Source organism: Nonomuraea guangzhouensis (assembly GCF_019396345.1).
Classification (GTDB): domain Bacteria; phylum Actinomycetota; class Actinomycetes; order Streptosporangiales; family Streptosporangiaceae; genus Nonomuraea; species Nonomuraea guangzhouensis.
The window spans coordinates 284312-303541 of the sequence record NZ_JAHKRM010000012.1 but is presented as its reverse complement, the minus strand read 5'-3'; the positions used below and the strand labels follow the sequence as shown (position 1 = coordinate 303541).

Here is a 19230-nt window from a genome sequence, read left to right as displayed (position 1 = left end):
ACGCACTATTCCCTGGGGATTGCCATGCTGACGCCCCCGCGACTCGCGGGGTATCCGCCTACGGCTCCTCGAAATCAAGCGAACCGGTTCAACGATGTGGCTCGACTTTTACTCACGAGGCGGCGGACGTCAAGAGCGCGATACCGAATCGTGACATGCCGGAAACAGCCAGGCGCGCTTAACGCCCCTGGTAGCCCTCGCGGGCGGCGGCGACCTGGGGCATGCGGTCCTCCGACCAGGAGATGAGGGGGACCAGGTGCTCGGCGGCTTCGCGGCCGAGCGGGGTGAGGCTGTATTCGACCCGGGGCGGGATCGTGTGCTCGGCGACGCGCAGCACCATGCCGTCGCGTTCGAGGGCCTGGAGGGTCTGGGACAGCATCTTCTCGCTCACCCCGTCGACGCGGCGGCGCAGCGCGTTGAAGCGGTAGGACCCCTCATGCAGGGCCACCAGCGCCAGGATCGCCCACCGGCCGGTGATGGTCTCCAGCACCGAGCGGGAGGTGCACTTGCGTGAGAAGACATCGGCCACCAGGTTCTCGAACTCCTCCATACGTGCTAGCTTACCCCCTAGCAAGCACTTACCTTTCGAAAGTACTAACTTCCAGGGAGCACAACAATCATGATCGTGGTGACCGGAGCAAGCGGACATCTGGGCCGACTGGTGATCGAGGACCTGAAGCAGCGCGTGGCGGCAGCGGAGATCGTCGCGGCCGTACGCACCCCGGAGAAGGCCGCCGACCTGGGCGTCGAGGTCCGGGAGCTCGACTACGACCGGCCGGAGACGTTCAAGAGCGCGCTCCAGGACGCCACCAAGGTGCTGCTCATCTCGGGCATCGACGCCAACCGGGTCCAACAGCACGCGGCGGTCGTGGACGCGGCCAAGGAGGCCGGCGCCACGCTCGTCTACACCAGCGCGCCCAAGGCCGACACCACCGAGGCCGGCCTCGCCGCCGACCACCGGGCCACCGAGGAGTACGTCAAGGCGTCCGGCGTGACGTACACGATCCTGCGCAACAACTGGTACCACGAGAACTACGAGCAGTCGATCGCGATGGCCCCCCAGCTCGGCGCCGTCTACGGCGCCGCCGGCGACGGCCGGATCGCCTCGGCCGCCCGCGCGGACTACGCCGCCGGAGCGGCCGCCGTGCTGGCCGGAACGGGCCACGACGGCAAGGTGTACGAGCTGGGGGGTGACACCGCCTGGGCCCTCGCCGACCTGGCCGCCGAGATCGCCCAGGTCTCGGGCAAGGAGGTCGCGTATCAGAACCTGCCGAAGGACGACTTCGCGGGTGTCCTGGCCGGCGCCGGCGTCCCGGCTCCGTTCGCGGGGCTCCTGGCCGACGTGGACGTCAACATCTCCCGTGGCTGGCTCGCCGACACCCCCGGCACGCTGAGCGACCTCATCGGCCGCCCGACCAGGCCGGTCGGCGAGTACGTCCGCTCCCTGCTCGGCTAACCACCTAGGGGCATACCTGCCGGAATGCCTCTCCGACCACATAGCGCTGCCATTCGGCGCGGGTGAACGAGCGGCCCGCGTCGGCGCAGACCGTGGCGGCGGGGTCGGCGGGGGCGGCGACGTTCCACAGCCGCAGGGTCCTGTCGGCGCTCACCGTGGCGAGCGTGGTCCCGTCCGGGCTGTAGGCGACCCCGACCACGTTCTTCGTATGACCGGTCAGCGGGGGGCCGATCTGGCGGAGGGTCGGCACGTCCCAGAGCCGTACGGTGTGATCCGCGGACCCGGTGGCGAGGGTCCTGCCGTCGGGACTGAACGCCATCGCGGCGACGACGTCGGTGTGACCGGTCAGGATGGCGCCGATCTCGCGTTGACCTGCCACGTCCCACAGTCGTACGGTGCCGTCCTCCGCCGTGGTGGCGAGGGTCCTGCCGTCGAGGCTGAACGTCAGAGCGGTGTGGAAGCTCGTGACGCCGGCGTTCAGCGGAGCGCCGATCTGGCGGTGCGTGGCCACGTCGAAAAGCCGCACGGTATGGTCATTGCCCGCCACGGCGAGGGTGGCGCCGCCGGGGCTGAACGCCATCGCCGGAACGAGGTCGGTGTGGCCGGGAACGGTGATGCGGGGCCCGACCTCGCGATGGCCCACGACGTCCCAGAATCCGATGGAACCGCCACGTACCCAGGTGGCGAGCAGCCGGCCGTCGGGGCTCAACTCCGCGTTGGGACCGAGCTGGGCGGCGTCGCCGATCTGACGGCGGGTCGCGGTGTCCCACAGCCGTACGGTGCCGTCGGTGCTCGCCGTGCTGAACGTCCTCCCGTCGCGGCTGAACCTGATCGAGTGGACGACGGCGTTGTCATCAGGCGCGGGGTCGCCTTCGGGGCGCGGGCGAGGTCCGGCTTCGCGCTGGGTGGCCACGTCGTAGAACCGGACGCCACGATCGGCCGCGCCGGTGCCCAGGGCGACCACGGGGTCGGAGGCGGCCAGGATCTTTCCGTCCGGGCTGAAGACGACGTCCAAGGTGGCGGGCATCCCGGTGCCGATCTGGCGGTGCGCCCTCGGGTCCCATAACCACACCTTGCCGTCCCCGCCGGCGGCCGCGAGGGTCCTGCCGTCCGGGCTGAAGGCCACGCGCGCGACGTTCGATCGCCTGCCGGTCAGCGGCGGGCCCACCGGTTGGCGGCCGGCGGTGTCCCACAGCCTGGTCAGGCCGTCTCCTCCGGTGGTGGCGAGCCTCTTCCCGTCCGGGCTGAAGGCGATTCCGCGGAAGCCGCCGGGGTCGCGCAGGGCGCCGCCGATCTGCTTGCGGGTGGTGAGGTTCCACAGCCGGAGGGTCCGGTCCACACTGATCGTCGCGAGCGTGGACCCGTCCGGGCTGAGGGACATGCCGTTGATGTCGCCGGTGTGCCCGGTGAGCGCCTTGCCGACCTGGCGGCGGGTGGCGATGTCCCAGATCCGCGCGGTGTCGTCGGCCCCGGCGGTGATCAGGCGTTTCCCGTCCGGGGTGAAGGCCACCTCCTTGATGGCCTTCCGGACGGACCCGTGGTCGGGGCGTCCGATGTCGGCTCCGATCTGGCGGCGGGTGGCCACGTCCCACAACCGTACGGCGCCCTCGGGGGTCGAGGTCGCGAGGGTCCTGCCGTCCGGGCTGAACGTCATCGCCGACACCCCTGCCTTGGCGTCCAGTGGGCCGCCCAGCGGCCGGCGCGTGGACACGTCCCAGAACAGGACGCCGGTGAAGCAGGCCGTGGCCAGGACCTTCCCATCCGGGCTGAAGGCCGCCTGGAAGGCCAGGACGCACAAGTTCCCCTTGTGGACGATCGGGGCGCCGAGCTGCCGGTGTGACACCGTGTCCCACAGCCGCACGACGCCGTCGTCGCCTCCGGTCGCGATGATCGAGCCGTCGCGGTTGAACAGCAGCTCGGTGACGGAGCCGTTCCGCGCGGCGAAAACCCCCCGGTCCGCATGCGCCGCCGCGTCCAGCATGCGGTGGCGGGCATCGGGAGTCCGCGCGATCCGCCACGCCGTCACGGCCAGCAGCGCGGACGTCACCGGATCATCGGCGACCTCGCTCTCCGCGGCCAGCTCGCCCGAGAGCGCCAGCCGTCGCTGCCGGTCGGCGTTGTCCGCCTGCCGGTCGGCGTTGCCGGCCGCGTTGACGGCGGCGCCGGCGGCGACCAGGGCGAGCACCGACAGCGCCGCGAGACCGGCCATGACGAGGCGCCGGCGGCGGCCCGCCCGCCGTGCCGCCCCCGTCGACGCCGTAACGAAGCGCTCCACCGTGGGGCCGGGCGGTGGGAAGCTCCCGGGGTCGCGGTCCCAGCGGGGCCGGCTGTCCTGGACCGCCAGCAGCCGACCGCCCCGGTAGAGGTATGCGGGGTCGCGGTGGTTCTCGGCCCACTGCGTGGCGTCCTCGACGAGCTGGTCGTACACCGCCTGCGCGGTCATGTCGGGTTCGAGCCACTGCCGCAGCGTGGGCCAGGCGGTCAGCAAGGCGTCGTGGGCGATCTCGGCGCCGTCCTCGTGCAGCGTGAGCAGGCGCCGGTCGGCGAACGCCGAGAGCAGCTCCTCGACCTGGGCACGCCGCTCCGCCGAGTGCGCGGACCCGGCGGCGTGGATCTCGGCCAGTGTCACCCTGCGCCGCGCCAGCCGCCCGCCCGCGGTGATCAGCGCCATCCGCCGGAAGATCCGGAGCGCGGCCTTACGGTCCTCCGCCGACAGCCGCCCGAGGACCTCGTCGGCCGTACGCCGCACGGAGTCACGGACCCGGCCGGACTCCTCATAGCCTCGGGTGGTCAGCCTGCCGTTCTCGCGCCTCTCCCAGGTGTTGAGCAGGGCCTGTGACAGCAGCGGCAGGGAGGCTGCCTCGTAACGATCGCCGGCGGTCAGCTCCCCCAGGATGGTCTCCACCAGGCCGGGCTCGATCTCCAGGCCCACCGCGGCGGCGGGACCGGTGATGGCCAGCCGCAGATCCGCCTCCGCCATCGGCTCGACGATGACCTGGCCGTCCTGGATGGCCCCGGCGAACTGCGGATAGGCCGCGCAACGGTCCCAGTAGTCCGCGCGCACCCCGATGATCACCCCTGCGCGCGGCGCGCCTTCGGCCATGGCCCGCAGGACCCGTACGTACGCCTGCCGCTCCTGCTCGTCGGTCACCAGGGTGAACAGTTCCTCGAACTGATCGACCACCAGGACGAAGCGGCCGGCCTCCGCGAGAGCCGCCTCGGGATCGTCCCGAAGCGTCTCGTACACCGTCTCGACGGGCCCGCCGTACGTCTCCGTCAACGCCTCGGCCAGCGCGCGCAAGGGGTCCGCGGTGGGTGTGATCAGCAGCCGGGGCCACTCCCCCGAGCCGGGCACCGGCAGCGTCCCCTCGCCCAGCGCGGGCATCAGACCGGCCCGCAACAGCGACGACTTGCCGACACCCGAGGCACCCGACACCAGCAGGACGCACCCGTCCTCCGTCAACCTCGGCCCGAGCCGCTCCAGCAGGTTGCGGATCGCCCGCCGACGGCCGAAGAACAGCTCGCTCCTGTCACTCTCGAACGGCGCCAACCCCTGGTACGGGCACCCCCCATCCCACTCCCGGGACTCCGCTCGGCGGAGGCCGCCCGCATCCCCTGTCCCCATGATCTGATTCTCATCACGTACGGCCTCACCGATCAACGTCGCTCACGGGTACGGGAAGGCTCGGGCGATTGATCTCCAGCCACGCCGACAGGGACAGCGGCTCCCCGAACCGGGCCCAGACCGCGCTGGAGTCGACGATCTGCGGCTGGGTGTCCAGCAGTGCCCCCATCTGCATCCGCCGGGCGAGGACCTCGTTGAACGGCCTTGTCAGCGGGCTCATCGCCCGGAGCATCCCGACCGGCATCCTGTTCTCGCTCTTGATCCGCAGGCCCAGCGTGGCCGCGATGAGGTCGTTGACCTTCGTCAGCGACAGTGCCTCGGGGCCGCCGAGGTCGGCGGACCAGCCTTCGCCGGGGCGGACGGCGAGCGCGGCGGCGACCCTGGCGACGTCCTTCCCGGCCACCCAGGAGACGGGACTGGCGCCTGAGCCGAACACGGTGGCCTTCCCCTTCCCGGTGATGGACCCGGCGAGCAGCTCCACCCAGGTGTCCATCAGGTGGGTGGGCCGCAGGATCGAGTACGGCAGGCCGCTGGCGCGCAGGAGGCGCTCGACCTCGAACTTGAGCCGGAAGAACCCGACGGGGCTGTCGGCGCGGGCACTGGCGGACGAGATGTACACGAAGTTCTCGACCGCGGTGTCGCGTGCGACGCCGATGAGGCGCGGGATCCCCGCGCCCTCGATGCCCTTGGGGCCGTTGTTCCCCTTGCCGTCGCCGCCCTGGATGGTGCAGACGATCGCTTCCGCGCCGGACGCGGCCCGCACCAGCGTGCGCTGGTCGTGGATGTCGCCCGCGACGACCTCGACGCCCCGAACCGCGGTTGCCGAGCTCGGATCACGAGTGACGACGCGCACTGCCTTTTCCTCCTGGTGGAGCCGCTCCACGATCTGACGGCCGACCCTGCCCGTCCCGCCGAACACGACGATCATGCTTCTCTCCTAACATCGTTCATAAATCTAACATTGATAGACATTAGACCGACGATAGGATGCCGACGTCAATGGGAGGACGCAACGTGACGACGAAGGCCCAGCCCGAACCGAGCGCCAGCCAGAAGCGGCGCGAGCGGGAGCGACGGGAAATGCGGGTCCGGCTGCTGGAGGCCGCCCGGATCATCGCCTCCGAGGAGGGCTGGAACGCGGTCACGATCCGCCGCATCGCCGGCAAGCTCGAATACAGCGCGCCGATCCTCTACCAGCACTTCTCGAACAAGGAGGAACTGTTCGTCGAGCTGATGATGGTCGGCTTCACCGAACTGGCCGAGCGACTGCGCCTGGCCGCGGCGGGCTCCCCTGAGGGGCGACTGGTCGCGATGGCCGAGGCGTACTGGGCGTTCGCGTTCGCCTCACCGGAGCTCTACCAGGCGATGAACGGCATGGACGGGGTGCCGTTCGGCACGCCCGAGACCCCGCGGGAAGCCAAGAACGCCTTCCGGGTCTTCCGCATCGCGTTGCAGGGCATCGCGGAAGCGCGGGGCACCGAGCTGGCCGATCCTCCCGGCGCGGTCGACACGATCTGGGCGTTCCTGCACGGCTGTGTGTCACTGGCGATGGCGGGCAGGGTCGCCGGCGGAACCGAGCGCTCCAGAACGCTCATGGTGAACGCCCTGGAGCCCTTGTTCGCCGCCCAGCTGAGGGATCAGCCAGACCTTGATCCCCCACGACGGCGCTGAACCGGCTAGGTCAGGCCCGCAACGTGAGCGGGGCGAAGGCGTGCCCGGCCCACAACTCACGGGAGACCTCTTCCGGATACGCGGCTATGCCGGGCTCGGTGTCGATGACCCAGGTATGCCTGTTCTGCGGCTCGTACGCCGGCCAGCCCGGGTCCCCGGTCGTGGCGAAGGCGATCCACGCCGCGCGTACCCGGGCCGACAGCTCGGCCGCGGCCGGTGGCGGCTCCTGTCCGAGCAGGAATCCCGCCGCTCCAGCGGTCAGGTTGCCGAACGTCAGCGGCAGGCCGAGCCCGTGACAGGCGCCGAGGACATCGCCGCCCATGCCGGAGGCCGGCCAGGTCAGCTCGTACAGGTGGGCCCGCCCTTGGTGGGTCTCGGCCAGCTGGACGGACGGCATCCGGAACACCCAGTCGGAGTGCACCAGCTCGTACAGCCGCTCTTCGCCGGCCCCGGGGTAGGCGGCCCGGTAGGCCTCCGCGTCCGGGGCGAGCTCCCGCAGCGCGGTGGCCGCCCGCTCGGCGGTGATCTGACCGGTGTCGCCCTTGATGATCATGAACAGCCGATACTCGTCGCGGGTGTGCCCCACGATCAGCTCCACATCGCGCGCGGCCCCGTCCGCCAGTGCCCGCCACGGCACCGCGGGCAGCACCTCACCGTCCACGACCGGCGCCAACAGCGACTGGAGGTACGCGACCCGGCCCCACTGCGGAAAGTCGCCCATCTTGTCCGCCACCGTGTCCCCGGCGTTGATCAGCCGCTCCGGTGACAGGCGGGCGACTTCGCTCGCGATCGGGGCCACGCCCAGCTCACCGGCCACGGCGGCGGCGATGTCGGCGGCCAGCTCAGCGGAGAAGAACAGGCTGGGCACGCTCTGCGCGATCGCCCTCCGGAACAGACCGGCGGCTTGGGGCATCACCATCAGCGCCGCGATGCTGCCGGCTCCGGCGGACTCCCCGAAAACGGTGACCCGGTCCGGATCACCGCCGAAAGCCGCGATGTTGTCGTGCACCCAGCGCAGGGCGGCCACCTGGTCCAGTAACCCGCGGTTGGCCGGTGCCCCCTGGAAGTGCCCGAAGCCCTCGGCGGAGAGCCGGTAGTTGAAGGTGACCACGATGACGCCGTCCCGGGCGAGCACGCGGCCGTCGAAGACCGGGTCGCCGGACCACCCGTACATGTAGCCCCCGCCCTGGATCCACACCATCACCGGCAGCCGGGCGGCGCCCAGGTCAGGGGACCAGACATTGACGGTGAGCCAGTCGCCGTCCGCGCCGTCCGCACCGGAGCTGCCCAGCAACCTGGACTGCGGCGGCGGCGGACCGAACGCGCCGGCCTCGCGCACCCCGTCCCACGGCTCGGCCGGCACGGGTGCGGCCAGCCGCAGGTCACCCACCGGCGGGCGCGCGAACGGCACGCCGCGGAAGACGGCCACGCCATCCTCCATCCGCCCGCGCAGCCTCCCCGTGGTCACCCGGACCTCCGGGCCTGCGGATCCGATGGCGCTCATGGCACACTCCTCTTCCGGGGGTGCCGGCTCCCATAGCCAGGCGCGGCCATCTTCACCCAAACCGCGGGCCGGCCGCACCTGGATATCCGAGCAGCGGAGTCTCGGGGTCCGTCTTATTCGCTGCCGATCGCCACGTGCACCGACGTGGGCGGCTCCCAGTAGGTGATGCGGACGTGCCGCAGCCATTCCTCCACCACGGCGCGTTGGGGCTGGGCGGACAGCGGTGTGCGCGCGGTGTCGAAGGCCTCCTCCGTGGCCGCCAGCAACGTCCGCGCTTCCTCGGTGTCGCCGTCGGCGATCCGCTCACCGAACGCGCGGATGGCGTCGGGGTCGGGCAGCCGGATCGGCAGGTGTCCGGTCTCGTACAGTTCGCGGCCCTGGTACAGGAGCCGGGCCAGATGGCGGGCATGCTTCGCGGTGCGCTTACGGGTGTCGGCCGAGAACGAGCCGTCACCGCGGTCATCGAGGCGCTTGAACTGCTGAGTGGCGTAACCCAGGTAGGCGTCGCGGACCCGCGGCGCCGACACGAACGCGTCCCTGATCGATATGAGCTGGTCGCCGAGCGGGGTGCGTGTCTCGTACAGGTCGTCCGGTAGCCACAGCAGTTCCATCACGGTCGGGTTGCCGCCTAAGGTGAGCGCGCACCATTTGCCGACCTCGTGCAACGTCCGGTCCGGGTTGGTGGAGACGATGCTCTCCTTGGGGCGGGCCAGGCCGACCAGGTCGATGGTGGGGGCGGCGTAGATGCCGAGCCGGTCAACGTCGCTGTCGGGCCCGGCCAGGCCGTACGCGGTCGATCCAACGATGCCGGCGAGCAGCACGTTCGTGGGGGTGGTGGTCATAGTGTGTCCTCCGAGGGGGTTGGCGTCATCACAGACCGAAATGCGGCAGGCATGGCTCCAGGTGGTGGATCTCCACCGGGACCGGATCGGTGAAGCCGTCGCGATCGACGCGCAGGCGCTGCTGAACGGCCCGCTGGCCGCGCACCTCGTGCACCGACAGGCCGTCGGGCTGGTAGCCGAGCTTGGCGGAGACGGCCAGTGAAGCCGGGTTGTCCAGAAAGGCGCTGGACACCGCCGTCTGGGCGCCGAGCCCGGCGAAGGCCAGATGCAGGACAGCGGCCCGCATCTCGGTGCCGAGCCCGTTGCCCTGATGAGCGCGGCCCAGCCACGAGCCGGTATGCACCTCACGGGTGACCGGGAAGTCGGCGGCGGACACCTCCTGAGTGCCGACCACACGTCCCTGATGAACGACGACGAAGTTGCAGCACCAACGCTCCGGCCGCCACTGCGAGATGATGCCGAGCTGGAACCGGATGACATTGCCTGGTAGTTCGGCTGCGGGCGCGTCGGTCCAAGGGACGCCGAACGGCATCAGATCGGGATGGTGGACACCCTCCAGGGCACGGTCGGCCAGTTCATCGAGATCGTCCAGGGAGGGGAGCCGCAGTTCGAGCCGGGGCGTGATCAATCGCAGGTTCAGCAGAGGCCAGTGGCGCATGCCTGCTGATTGTTCCGGTCTTTCGGGATGCGGTCATTCGAATAACCGACGCGTCAGAACGAGCCGGCCCGCTCGACGAGGGCGGCCATGGTGGCAGGCCAGTCGGCGGTGACCGCGGGGCCGATCCGCGGCCCGAGTTCGTCGGCCGCGGCACCCGTGATCTCCATCCGGTACACCACCCGGGTGCGGAGCCGCTCGCCCCGGTCGAGCCGGTGGACAGTGCGCAGGAGCAGGCCGTCGATACGAGCCTCGTCCACGAACAGTTCGTCGACCGTCGCCTCGGCCACGCGCAGGCGCACCGGGTCCTCCCCCGCCGGGATCATCACGATCTCCGCACCCGCCGCGAACGGACCACTGATCTTGATGCTCTCGATGTCGGCGTTCCAGGCTCCCCAGTTCTCGACATCGGCCCACAGGCGCCAGATCGCCTCGGGCATGGCATTGGTCTCGATGCTGTGCTCGTACGTCCACATCAGTGGGCCCTCCCCGCTCTCGACAGAAAATCTATGCGAAGACTATCTACGCGAAGACTATCTGTCTACGCGAACCACACAGTGATGGACAGGCCGCCTTCGGGGCGTGCGCCGACCGTGAGGGTGGCGTGGTGAGCTTGCGTGACGGCATTGACGATGGCGAGGCCGAGACCGTAGCCGTCGCGGCCGTGACGATCAGGCGCCAGTTTCTGGAAGGGTTGAAGGAGCCGCTGGATCTGGTCGTCGGGGATGACCGGCCCGCTGTTGGTGACCGTGAGGGCCGCCTGGGTGCCGGAGGTCCGCGTGGTGACATGGACGTGCCCGCCTGGGTGGTTGTGACGGACGGCGTTGTCGACGAGGTTGGCGACCAGGCTCTCGATCAGCCTCGGGTCCCCGGCCGTCACCGCGGGCGTCAGGTGTTCGGCGAGGTCGATGCCTGCTTCCGTTGCCTGGCCGCGGCGGGAGGCGAGCACTCCTTCGACGACGTGGGCGAGGTCGAGGGTGTCCCAGCGGGTCACGCCGCGCTCGCTCGTGGCCAGGGCGAGCAGTGCTTGGACGAGCCGCTCCTGGTGTCCGCCCAGAGCGAGGGCCTCCTGGCAGGCCGCGCGCAGGGCGTCAGCGTCGGCGTCGGGGTCGGCGAGCGCGACTTCGAGCAGGGTACGCAGGCCGGCCAGGGGGGTGCGCAACTCGTGGGAGGCGTTGGCGATGAAATGTCGTTGGGCGTCGAAGGAGGCCTGCAGGCGGGCGAACAGGTCGTCGAGGATGTGGCCCAGTTCGGTCAGCTCGTCGCCGGGCTCGCCGAGGTCGAGGCGCTGGTGGAGGTTTCCGGCGGAGATGATCTGGGCGGTGGCGGTGATGGCGCGCAGCGGGCGCAGGAACCGGCCGGCGACGAACCAGCCCAGAGCCAGGGCGACGGGAATCAGCACGACCAGGGCGACGGCGCATCCGGCGAGGAGTTGGGGCAGGCTGATCCCGGGCCCGGTTTCGGTGATCGCCCTCGATGAGGGGTGGCCCTTGGGGACGGTCGCCTGGACACTGGCGAGCGGGACGGCGACGAAGACGACCACCAGGACCCCGGCGGCGTAGATGCCCGCCGCGTAGGCGAGCGCGAGCCGCGTCTGCAGGGACCTCCTGGTGGGCTGCCGGGGGGTCATGACGGTCCGATGCGGAACGGGTCGCCGTTTTGACGTGTCACTTGCCCAACACTGCCAGGTCGCAGGTTCCAACCGGGTCGCGGCAGTTGAGACCGGGCTGGAACCAGGAGCGATGTACACCTGTCCGCATGAGACCACACCCAACCGCCCCAGGGATCGTCGTCGCCGGGCTGCGCAAGCGGTACGGGGCGACCCAAGCCCTCGACGGCATGTCCTTTTCCGTCCATCCGGGGCAGGTGACCGGCTTCGTGGGGCCGAACGGGGCCGGGAAGTCGACCACGATGCGCGTCATCCTGGGCCTGAACGCGGTGGACGAGGGCACCGCGCTGATCGACGGGAAGCCGTACCGCAGCCTTCGGCAGCCGCTGAGCCACCTCGGTTCGCTGCTGGACGCGGCGGCGTTGCACCCGAGCCGGAGTGCCCGTAACCACCTGCTCTGGCTGGCGCATTCACAGGGCCTGGCGGCGCGGCGGGTGGACCAGGTGATCGAGCAGGTCGGCCTGGCCTCGGCGGCCCGGCGCAAGGCCGGCGGCTACTCGCTCGGCATGCGGCAACGGCTCGGGATCGCCGCGGCCCTGCTGGGTGATCCGCCGATCATCATGCTCGATGAGCCGTTCAACGGCATGGACCCCGACGGCATCATCTGGATGCGTGGATTCCTGCGGTCACTGGCCGCTCAGGGCCGCGCCGTGCTGGCGTCCAGCCACCTGATGAGCGAGTTGCAGGACACGGCCGATCATCTCGTCCTGGTCGGGCGCGGCAAGGTCATCGCCGACGCCGGCGTGGCCGACCTGATCGCGGCCGCGTCCCAGAACCGGGTCGCCCTGCGCACCATGGCCCGTCCGGAGGCGATGACGGTGCTCGCGCGGGCCGGCGCGACCGTGGAGGCCATCGGCCCGGACACCGTCACCGTCTCCGGCCTGCCCGCGGATCGTGTCGTGACGCTGCTGCGTGAGAGCGGGGTCGCGTTCTCCGAGGTGTCAGCGCATCGCGCCTCGTTGGAGGACGTCTATCTGGAGCTCACCCGCGAGGCGGTCGAGTTCCGCGCCGCGACGCCCGCGCAGGTGCGGCGGTGACCCCCACCATGACGCGGCGGCCATCGGCCCAGCGGGCCGGGCGCGACGGCTTCCCCCAGGTGCTGCACGCGGAGTGGACCAAGTTCCGCTCCGTCCGGGCGTGGGTGCTCGCCATGGTGGCCGCGGCGCTGATGATGGTGCTGGTCGCCCTGCTCGCCGGGGTCAGCAGCGATCAGCGTGACGCGCCGGCCGTCCCGATCGGACCCGATGGCGAACCGGTTACCGACAGCTTCTACTTCGTGCACCGGCCGCTGACCGGAAACGGCAGCATCACCGTCTCCGTCTCCGCGCTCAGGAGCAGCATCCTCACGGGTCCCGCGAACCTGCGGCCTGGCAGCGTGCCGTGGGCGAAGGCCGGGCTCATCCTCAAAGGGGGCACCCGCCAGGGATCACCGTACGCGGCGATCATGGTCACCGGCGCCCACGGCGTACGGATGCAGCACAACTACGTCAACGACACGGCCGGATTCACCATCTCTCCCCGCTGGCTGCGGCTGGACCGCTCCGGCGACGCGATCACCGGCTATGCCTCCGCCGACGGCACGCGCTGGACCAAGGTGGGCACCGTGCACGTGAGCGGCCTCGGAGCGACCGCGCAAGGCGGGCTGTTCATCGCGTCTCCGCCCTCCGTGGACGGCATGGGCACGGTCCCCACCGTGGCCACGGCCGTCTTCGGGGATCTTCGTAGCCAGGGGCGCTGGGCCGGTGGAAACTGGACAGGCGACCAGGTGGGGCACAAATCCCCCAGCACCTCGGGTTCGTTCACGGAATCTGGCGGCCGCTTCACGGTGAGCGGTTCCGGCGACATAGCGCCCGCCGTTCGCCTGGCTCTGACCACCGGCGGCACCCTCGGAGAGATCCTCACCGGCACGTTCGCCGCGCTGATCGCGGTGATCGTCGTGGGAACGCAGTTCATCACCGCCGAATACCGGGAAGGCATGATCTACGCCACCCTGGCCGCCAGCCCGAGGCGGGGCCGGGTGCTGGCGGCCAAGGCCATCGTCCTGGGCGCGGTCACGTTCGTCGCCGGGCTGGCGGGATCGGCCGTCGCGATTCCGCTCGGCGAGGGGCTCGCGCGGGCCAACGGCGTGTACCTGTGGCCGGTGACGTTCTCGGGCCAGCTGAGGATCGCGTTCGGGACCGCCGCCCTGCTCGCGGCCGCCTCGATCCTGGCTCTCGCCGTCGGCGCCATGTTCCGGCGCGGTGCCGGGGCGGTCACCAGCGTGGCCGCGGCCATCGTGCTGCCCTACATCCTGCTCGCCCAGATCCCGTTCCTGCCCGCGGGCGTGTCGGACGTGCTGGCCCGGGTGACACCGGCCGCGGCCTTCGCCGTCCAGCAGACGTTGGTGCCCTATCACCAGGTCACGAGCGTCTATACGCCGTACAACGGCTATTACCCGCTGACGCCGTGGGCAGGGCTCGCCGTCCTGGCCGGTTACGCGGTGGTGAGCCTGGCCGTGGCAGCCGTCGTACTCCGCAGGAGGGACGCATGAGAGCGGCCCTGCACGCGGAGTGGACGAAGATGCGGACGGTCGCCGGCTCGCTGTGGCTGCTGCTCGGCACCGTCGCGCTGACCGTGGCCGTGAGCGCCGTGGCGACCGCGGTGATGACCTGTGGCGCCGCCGGCTGCGGCTACGACACGACCGAACTCAGCCTCACCGGCGTCACGCTGGGCCAGGCGCTGGTCGCCATCCTGGCCGTGCTGGTCATCAGCCGCGAGTACGGCTCGGGCTTCATCCGTACCACCCTGGCGGCCATGCCGCACCGGGGCACCGTCCTCGCGGCCAAAGCCGTCACCCTCACCGGCGTCGTGGCCGCGGCCGGGACCGTCGCGGTTCTCGGGTCGCTGCTGGCGGGGCGGCTCATCCTGCCCGGCCACGGCTTCACCGCTGACCACGGCTACCCGCCCTTGACCCTGGCCGACGGGCCCACGCTGCGTGCGGCCGTCGGATCGATCCTCTACCTGGCGCTGATCGCCCTGCTCAGCCTCGGCGTCGCCGCAGTCGCACGGGACTCCGCGGCCAGTATCGGGGTCGTCCTCGGCCTGCTCTACCTGTTCCCCATCCTCTCCCAGGCGATCGGCGATCCGCACTGGCGGCGCCTGCTTCAGCAGATCGGGCCCATGAGCGCCGGGCTGGCCATCCAGGCCACCACCGATCTCCACAACCTGCCCGTCAGCCCGTGGGCAGGTCTCGGCATCCTCGCCGCCTGGGCCGCTGCCGCGCTTGTCGCCGGAGCGCTGGCGCTGCGGCTGCGTGACGCCTGAGCTTTCGTGAGGTCAGGACGGTCCGATGCGGTAGCCGCCTTCGCGGATGGTCTCGATCACGGGCGGGTCGCCCAGCTTGGCCCGCAACCGGTGCATGGTGTGCTTGACGGCACTGCTGAAGGGGTCGGCGGCCTCGTCCCAGACCCGCTCGAGCAGCTCTTCGGCGGAGATGACCAGGCCCGGCACGGCGAGCAGGCATTCGAGCAGGCCGAATTCCCTGGGGCTCAGCTCAAGGCGCCGCCCGGCCCGGAACGCGGTACGGCGGGCCGGATCGAGGGTGATGTCCCCGCAGGCCAGGGTGGGCGGCAGCGGCGGGGTGGCGCGGCGGGCCAGGGCACGGACGCGGGCGACCAGTTCGGCGAACGCGAACGGCTTGGGCAGGTAGTCGTCGGCACCGAGACTGAGCCCGTCGACCCGGTCCTCGATCGTGCCGGAGGCGGTGAGCATCAGTACACGGGTCTCGCAGCGGCCGTGGGCCAGGCGCCGGCAGATCTCGTCCCCGTGCACGCCGGGCAGGTCGCGGTCGAGGATCACCACGTCGTAGCGGGTGAGGGCCAGGCGGTCGAGGGCGTCGGTCCCGTCCAGGACGACGTCGACAGCCATGCCCTCGCGGCGCAGCCCGGTTCCGATGGAGCGGGCGAGGACCTCGAAGTCCTCGACGACGAGGACCCTCACCGCCACTCACCACCGGTCGTCGTACGGGCGGGGCGGCCGGACCGGCCGCCGGGTCGAGGTGCCATGGGTCAACGATGCCAGACCCCCGGTTCCAGCTAGGTCGCAGCCGCCGCGACCCGGCTGGGACCGGGTGCCGCGTACAACCGTCGGCATGAGTTCATTCACGCCTCACCGAGCCGGCCAACGGGCCAGCTTCCTCCAGTCGCTGCGCGGGGAGTGGACCAGGTTCCGCTCCGCGCGCGGCTGGATGATCACTATGGCGGCCTCCGTGCTGGTCACCGTGTCGCTCGGACTGCTGATCGCCGGGGGCGCCCGCACCACCTGCGTGACCGGGAAGGGCGAGGGTGCCTGCCCGGCGCCTTTGGTGGGGCCCGATGGCACGGCGGTGAACGACAGGTACTACTTCGTGCACCAGCCGCTCAAGGGGAACGGCAGCATCACCGCCCGGGTGTCGGACATGACCGGGCAGATTCGGCTGCCGGACGTCGTGCCCGGGGTGCGTAACGTCAAGGAGGGAGTGGTGCCATGGGCGAAGGCCGGGCTCCTGGTCAGGCAGAGCCTCAAGCAGGGCACACCGTACGCCGCCGTCATGCTCACCGGCTATCACGGCGTGCGGATGCAGTACAACTTCACCCATGACGTGCCCGGCGGTCCGCACAACGGCCCCCAGTGGCTGCGGCTGACCAGGTCGGGCGACACCATCACCGGCTACGAGTCGGACGACGGCAAGGCGTGGACCGAGGTCAGCACGGTCGAGCTGACCGGGCTGCCGGAGACGGCCGAGATCGGGCTGTTCGCCGCCTCGCCAGGCGCGGTGTGGACGATGGCGGAAGCTTTCGCGCAGGCCACCGCCACCTTCGACCAGATCACGGTGCAGGGCGCGAAAGGTTCGTGGCGCCGCGACGACGTCGGCGTCGCCATGGAGTCCGACGGCAAGACCCCGCATCACCCGGGCGGGGTGGTCGAGTCCGGCGACAAGCTCATCGTGACCGGGACCGGTGACATCGGGCCCGCCACGGCGGGGGGCGGCCTGCGCGCCGACCTCATGCTGATCGGCGGGGCCGTGGGGCTGATCCTGGTGCTCGTGGTGGCGGTCACGTTCTTCACGGCGGAACACCGGCGCCGGCTGATCGGGACCGGCCCGCCGGCCGAGCCGCAGCCGGCGCGGCTGCTGACGGCGCGGCTGCTGGCGGCAAAGGCCGTGGTGGTCGGCGCGGTCGCGTTCGTGGCGGGGCTGGTGACCTCGGGGGCCGTGGTCCCTGTCGGCCTGGCGATGTTGCGTGCCAACCAGAACCCGATTCAGCCGATCACCCTGGGCACCGAGCTGCGGGTGATCGTCGGCTACGCGGCGCTGACCGCGGTCACCGCCGTGCTGGCTCTGGGCCTGGCCGCGCTGGTCAAGCGGGCCGTCGTCGCCATCGGGCTGGCCGTCGCGCTGGTCGTCGTGCCGTACCTGCTGGCGACCGCGGGCGTGCTGCCATGGCTGCTGGCGATCACCCCGGCCGCCGGGTTCGCGATCACGCAGAGCGTCCCCACATACGCGCATGTGGACGTGGACCAGTCACTGATCGGGGGCTATTACCCGCTCCCGCCATGGGCAGGTTTGGCCGTGACCTGCGCCTATGCCGCGCTCGCCCTCGGGGCGGCGATGGCCGTACACCGCAGGAAAGCTCCGCTCACCTGAAGGGGCGGAGGGCCCCTTGCCATGCCCAAGTCAGCCTTCTACGCTATATCGTAATTATGGAAAAACGTAGGAGAGCGCGATGAGCGAGGAAAGATTCGCCGAGCTCGAGGCCCGGATCGCCCGTCTGGAGGGGCTGGCCGACCCCGCCGGCCCGCCGCGACGCCCACCGGAGTCGCCGTCCCTCATGGGGGTGATCCATGAGATGCGCCGCCAGGCGGAGAAGGACAACGGATCCGGGACAGTCGGCTACGTCGGAGCCGTACGGCTGCCCGACGGTGAGAGGTTCTGGGCCAGGGAGCTCCCTCTCGCGGAGTTGATGTCGGCCGACTGGGCGCCGGTCGCCGACATCCTGGAGTCTCTCGGCAGCCAGCCGCGGCTGGCGCTGCTCGGCGCACTCGTACGGCAGGGCCGGTGCAGCCGGGCCGACCTCCAGGAAGCCCTTGGCGGAGACGGCGAGCAGAGCACGAGTGGCCAGCTCTATCACCACCTGCGCGCGCTGCAGAGCGCCAGGCTGATCAAACAGCGGCGGCGTGGTGACTACGAGTTCGCGCCCGAGGCCATGAGCCAGGTCCTCACCATCCTCGCCGCCGCACTCAACCTGGCCACCGACCCCCCGCTCGGTCCTCCTTTCGATCTCCCCGAACCGGAATGACCAAGCCGGCCCGTAGATCGGCGAAATCATTTCGACGTGGCGGAGCAGCGGATCAGTAGGGGTGCGCGTTCATAGTGCATGGACAGTGAAATGTTGCGGCTGGCGGAGCCGGCAGTGAGGGTGTCCGCTTCGCCGGCCGCATCCCCTGACGCTGAGCTGGTCGCCTTCTATCGCGAGCATCGGCTCAGTCTTGTGCGGTTCGCGGTGCTGCTCGTCGGCGACCAGGAGACGGCCGAAGACGTGGTGCAGGACGTGTTCGCCCGGCTTCATGACAGGTGGCGGCCGGGAGTCACGACGATCGCTTATGTCAGGACGTGCGTGCTCAATGCTTCCCGGTCGGTCCTTCGCCGCCGGGCGGTCGCGCTGCGACGGGCCGAGCCGGTCGCGGGACTGGCCGACTCGGCGGAGACCGCCGCCCTGATCGGGGAGTCGCGGCGGGAGGTGCTGCGCGCCCTGGCCCGCCTGCCGCGGCGCCAGCGAGAGGCCCTGGTGATGCGCTTCTACCTCGACCTGTCCGACGCCGAGATCGCCGAGGTCATGCGCGTCAGGCAGAGCACCGTCAGGTCCATGACCGCCCGAGCCCTGGCCAAGCTCCTTCGCGAACTGGGAGACAACGCATGAACAGCATCGAAGATCGGCTCCGCGACGCCATGGCGGCTCGCGCGGAGATCGTCGGGGACGATGACCGTCCGTTGCCCGCCCCGCGGCCTCAACGGCTCCAGGACAGGATGCGAGGCCGCGGGCGGCGGACCGGGTGGCTCGTACCCGCGCTCACCCTGGCCACCGCCGCCGCGGCGGTCGTCGCCGTGCTCGTCACGGGCGTGATCACGCCCGTCGGCGCACCCACCTCAGGCAGGGAGGTGCTGCTCATGGCCGCTGTCAGCGCGGAACGCACGCCCCAAGGCTCCGGTACCTATTGGCACGTCACACGTGAGATGCGGGACGGGGACAACCTGCGTCGGGAGAGCTGGACCGCGCGCGACGGCCGGCGCTGGTCCATCGGCGAGCCGGAGGAACCTCCCGGCGTCGTCGTAGCAGACCCGGCCCCGCTCAGGCTCAAGGGAGCCGAAGTGAGCATTGAGGACCTCGAAAGGCTGCCGACAGATCCCGAGGCGTTGAAGGCGCGGCTCGCCGGGCTTCAGGGGCGTGACGGCGCCATGACCGCATCTGAGCAGCGCGGTGACCCGCTCTTCTCACTTGTCACGCTGATCTCGGAGCTGCCGACGCCGCCAGAGGTCCGTTCAGCGGCGTTCCGGGCGCTCGCCACGATTCCGGGAGTCGAGAGCATGGGCGCGGTCGAAGGCGGGCAGGAACTGCGGTTCCCCCATCCTGATTTTGAGTGGGAGGTCAAGTTGGTCGTCGATCCCGAGACCGCTCAAGTGACGCGCGCCAATTACCTCACCGGCAACGACGGAAGCGTGTCGTTCGGCAACAGATTCATCTGGGTCACCGCCGGCTGGACGGACCAGCCTCCCCGATAGGGGCCACTGCACC

18 protein-coding genes are annotated in these 19230 nt (G+C 70.8%); 9 read left to right on the top strand and 9 right to left on the bottom strand.

Going from position 1 to position 19230, the window contains the following annotated elements; genetic code table 11:
• Positions 1 to 178: 178 nt before the first annotated feature.
• Positions 179 to 550: a winged helix-turn-helix transcriptional regulator gene (locus tag KME78_RS26050; protein ID WP_219531955.1), complete on the bottom strand. Its 372-nt coding sequence runs from the start codon at positions 548 to 550 to the stop codon at positions 179 to 181.
• A 69-nt stretch (positions 551 to 619) separates the two neighbouring features.
• On the opposite strand from KME78_RS26050, the gene KME78_RS26045 reads away from it, so the two are divergent.
• The gene (locus tag KME78_RS26045) at positions 620 to 1456 is read left to right on the top strand and encodes an NAD(P)H-binding protein (protein WP_219531954.1); all 837 of its coding nucleotides are present in this window, start codon (positions 620 to 622) and stop codon (positions 1454 to 1456) included.
• Between the two features lie 4 nt (positions 1457 to 1460).
• Here the strand turns inward: KME78_RS26045 and KME78_RS26040 are convergent, their stop codons facing one another.
• Both KME78_RS26040 and KME78_RS26035 read right to left on the bottom strand, forming a co-directional pair.
• A complete protein-coding gene (locus KME78_RS26040) occupies positions 1461 to 5081 on the bottom strand; it encodes an NACHT and WD repeat domain-containing protein (protein ID WP_219531953.1) in 3621 nt (1206 codons plus the stop codon).
• 25 nt (positions 5082 to 5106) lie between these two features.
• Positions 5107 to 6009, bottom strand: coding sequence for an SDR family oxidoreductase (locus tag KME78_RS26035; RefSeq protein WP_219531952.1), 903 nt, complete (start codon positions 6007 to 6009; stop codon positions 5107 to 5109).
• 86 nt (positions 6010 to 6095) lie between these two features.
• Here KME78_RS26035 and KME78_RS26030 point away from each other — a divergent pair, with 86 nt between their 5' ends.
• The gene (locus KME78_RS26030; RefSeq protein WP_219531951.1) at positions 6096 to 6752 is read left to right on the top strand and encodes a TetR/AcrR family transcriptional regulator; all 657 of its coding nucleotides are present in this window, start codon (positions 6096 to 6098) and stop codon (positions 6750 to 6752) included.
• A gap of 10 nt (positions 6753 to 6762) precedes the next feature.
• On the opposite strand, the gene KME78_RS26025 is transcribed toward KME78_RS26030, so the two are convergent.
• The 5 genes from KME78_RS26025 to KME78_RS26005 form a co-directional block, all read right to left on the bottom strand.
• Positions 6763 to 8256 carry a carboxylesterase/lipase family protein gene (locus tag KME78_RS26025; RefSeq protein WP_219531950.1) on the bottom strand — a complete coding sequence of 498 codons (1494 nt, stop codon included), beginning with the start codon at positions 8254 to 8256 and terminating at the stop codon, positions 6763 to 6765.
• Positions 8257 to 8369: 113 nt separating this feature from the next.
• Complete coding sequence (locus KME78_RS26020) at positions 8370 to 9098, bottom strand: nucleotidyltransferase domain-containing protein (RefSeq protein WP_219531949.1); 729 nt, start codon at positions 9096 to 9098, stop codon at positions 8370 to 8372.
• A 28-nt stretch (positions 9099 to 9126) separates the two neighbouring features.
• Entirely contained in the window at positions 9127 to 9756 is a 630-nt protein-coding gene (locus KME78_RS26015; RefSeq protein ID WP_219531948.1) for a GNAT family N-acetyltransferase, read from the bottom strand.
• 53 nt (positions 9757 to 9809) lie between these two features.
• Positions 9810 to 10229: an SRPBCC family protein gene (locus tag KME78_RS26010; protein ID WP_219531947.1), complete on the bottom strand. Its 420-nt coding sequence runs from the start codon at positions 10227 to 10229 to the stop codon at positions 9810 to 9812.
• Positions 10230 to 10294: 65 nt separating this feature from the next.
• Positions 10295 to 11383 carry a sensor histidine kinase gene (locus KME78_RS26005; RefSeq protein WP_219531946.1) on the bottom strand — a complete coding sequence of 363 codons (1089 nt, stop codon included), beginning with the start codon at positions 11381 to 11383 and terminating at the stop codon, positions 10295 to 10297.
• A 128-nt stretch (positions 11384 to 11511) separates the two neighbouring features.
• Here KME78_RS26005 and KME78_RS26000 point away from each other — a divergent pair, with 128 nt between their 5' ends.
• The 3 genes from KME78_RS26000 to KME78_RS25990 are packed head-to-tail and all read left to right on the top strand — an operon-like array spanning position 11512 to position 14725.
• Positions 11512 to 12459 carry an ATP-binding cassette domain-containing protein gene (locus tag KME78_RS26000; protein WP_219531945.1) on the top strand — a complete coding sequence of 316 codons (948 nt, stop codon included), beginning with the start codon at positions 11512 to 11514 and terminating at the stop codon, positions 12457 to 12459.
• The gene (locus KME78_RS25995; protein WP_308127137.1) at positions 12456 to 13952 is read left to right on the top strand and encodes an ABC transporter permease subunit; all 1497 of its coding nucleotides are present in this window, start codon (positions 12456 to 12458) and stop codon (positions 13950 to 13952) included. Before KME78_RS26000 ends, KME78_RS25995 begins: the two co-directional genes overlap by 4 nt.
• Positions 13949 to 14725: an ABC transporter permease subunit gene (locus KME78_RS25990; protein WP_219531944.1), complete on the top strand. Its 777-nt coding sequence runs from the start codon at positions 13949 to 13951 to the stop codon at positions 14723 to 14725. Before KME78_RS25995 ends, KME78_RS25990 begins: the two co-directional genes overlap by 4 nt.
• Before the next feature lie 12 nt (positions 14726 to 14737).
• Here the strand turns inward: KME78_RS25990 and KME78_RS25985 are convergent, their stop codons facing one another.
• Positions 14738 to 15400 carry a response regulator transcription factor gene (locus tag KME78_RS25985; RefSeq protein WP_219531943.1) on the bottom strand — a complete coding sequence of 221 codons (663 nt, stop codon included), beginning with the start codon at positions 15398 to 15400 and terminating at the stop codon, positions 14738 to 14740.
• A 151-nt stretch (positions 15401 to 15551) separates the two neighbouring features.
• Here KME78_RS25985 and KME78_RS25980 point away from each other — a divergent pair, with 151 nt between their 5' ends.
• The 4 genes from KME78_RS25980 (at position 15552) to KME78_RS25965 (ending at position 19217) form a co-directional block, all read left to right on the top strand.
• Positions 15552 to 17084: a DUF1349 domain-containing protein gene (locus KME78_RS25980; protein WP_219531942.1), complete on the top strand. Its 1533-nt coding sequence runs from the start codon at positions 15552 to 15554 to the stop codon at positions 17082 to 17084.
• 79 nt (positions 17085 to 17163) lie between these two features.
• Entirely contained in the window at positions 17164 to 17736 is a 573-nt protein-coding gene (locus KME78_RS25975; RefSeq protein WP_219531941.1) for an ArsR/SmtB family transcription factor, read from the top strand.
• 114 nt (positions 17737 to 17850) lie between these two features.
• Entirely contained in the window at positions 17851 to 18357 is a 507-nt protein-coding gene (locus tag KME78_RS25970) for an RNA polymerase sigma factor (protein ID WP_308127136.1), read from the top strand.
• Positions 18354 to 19217, top strand: coding sequence for a CU044_5270 family protein (locus KME78_RS25965; RefSeq protein ID WP_246651855.1), 864 nt, complete (start codon positions 18354 to 18356; stop codon positions 19215 to 19217). The genes KME78_RS25970 and KME78_RS25965 overlap by 4 nt, the downstream gene beginning before the upstream one ends.
• The last annotated feature ends 13 nt before the right edge of the window (positions 19218 to 19230 follow it).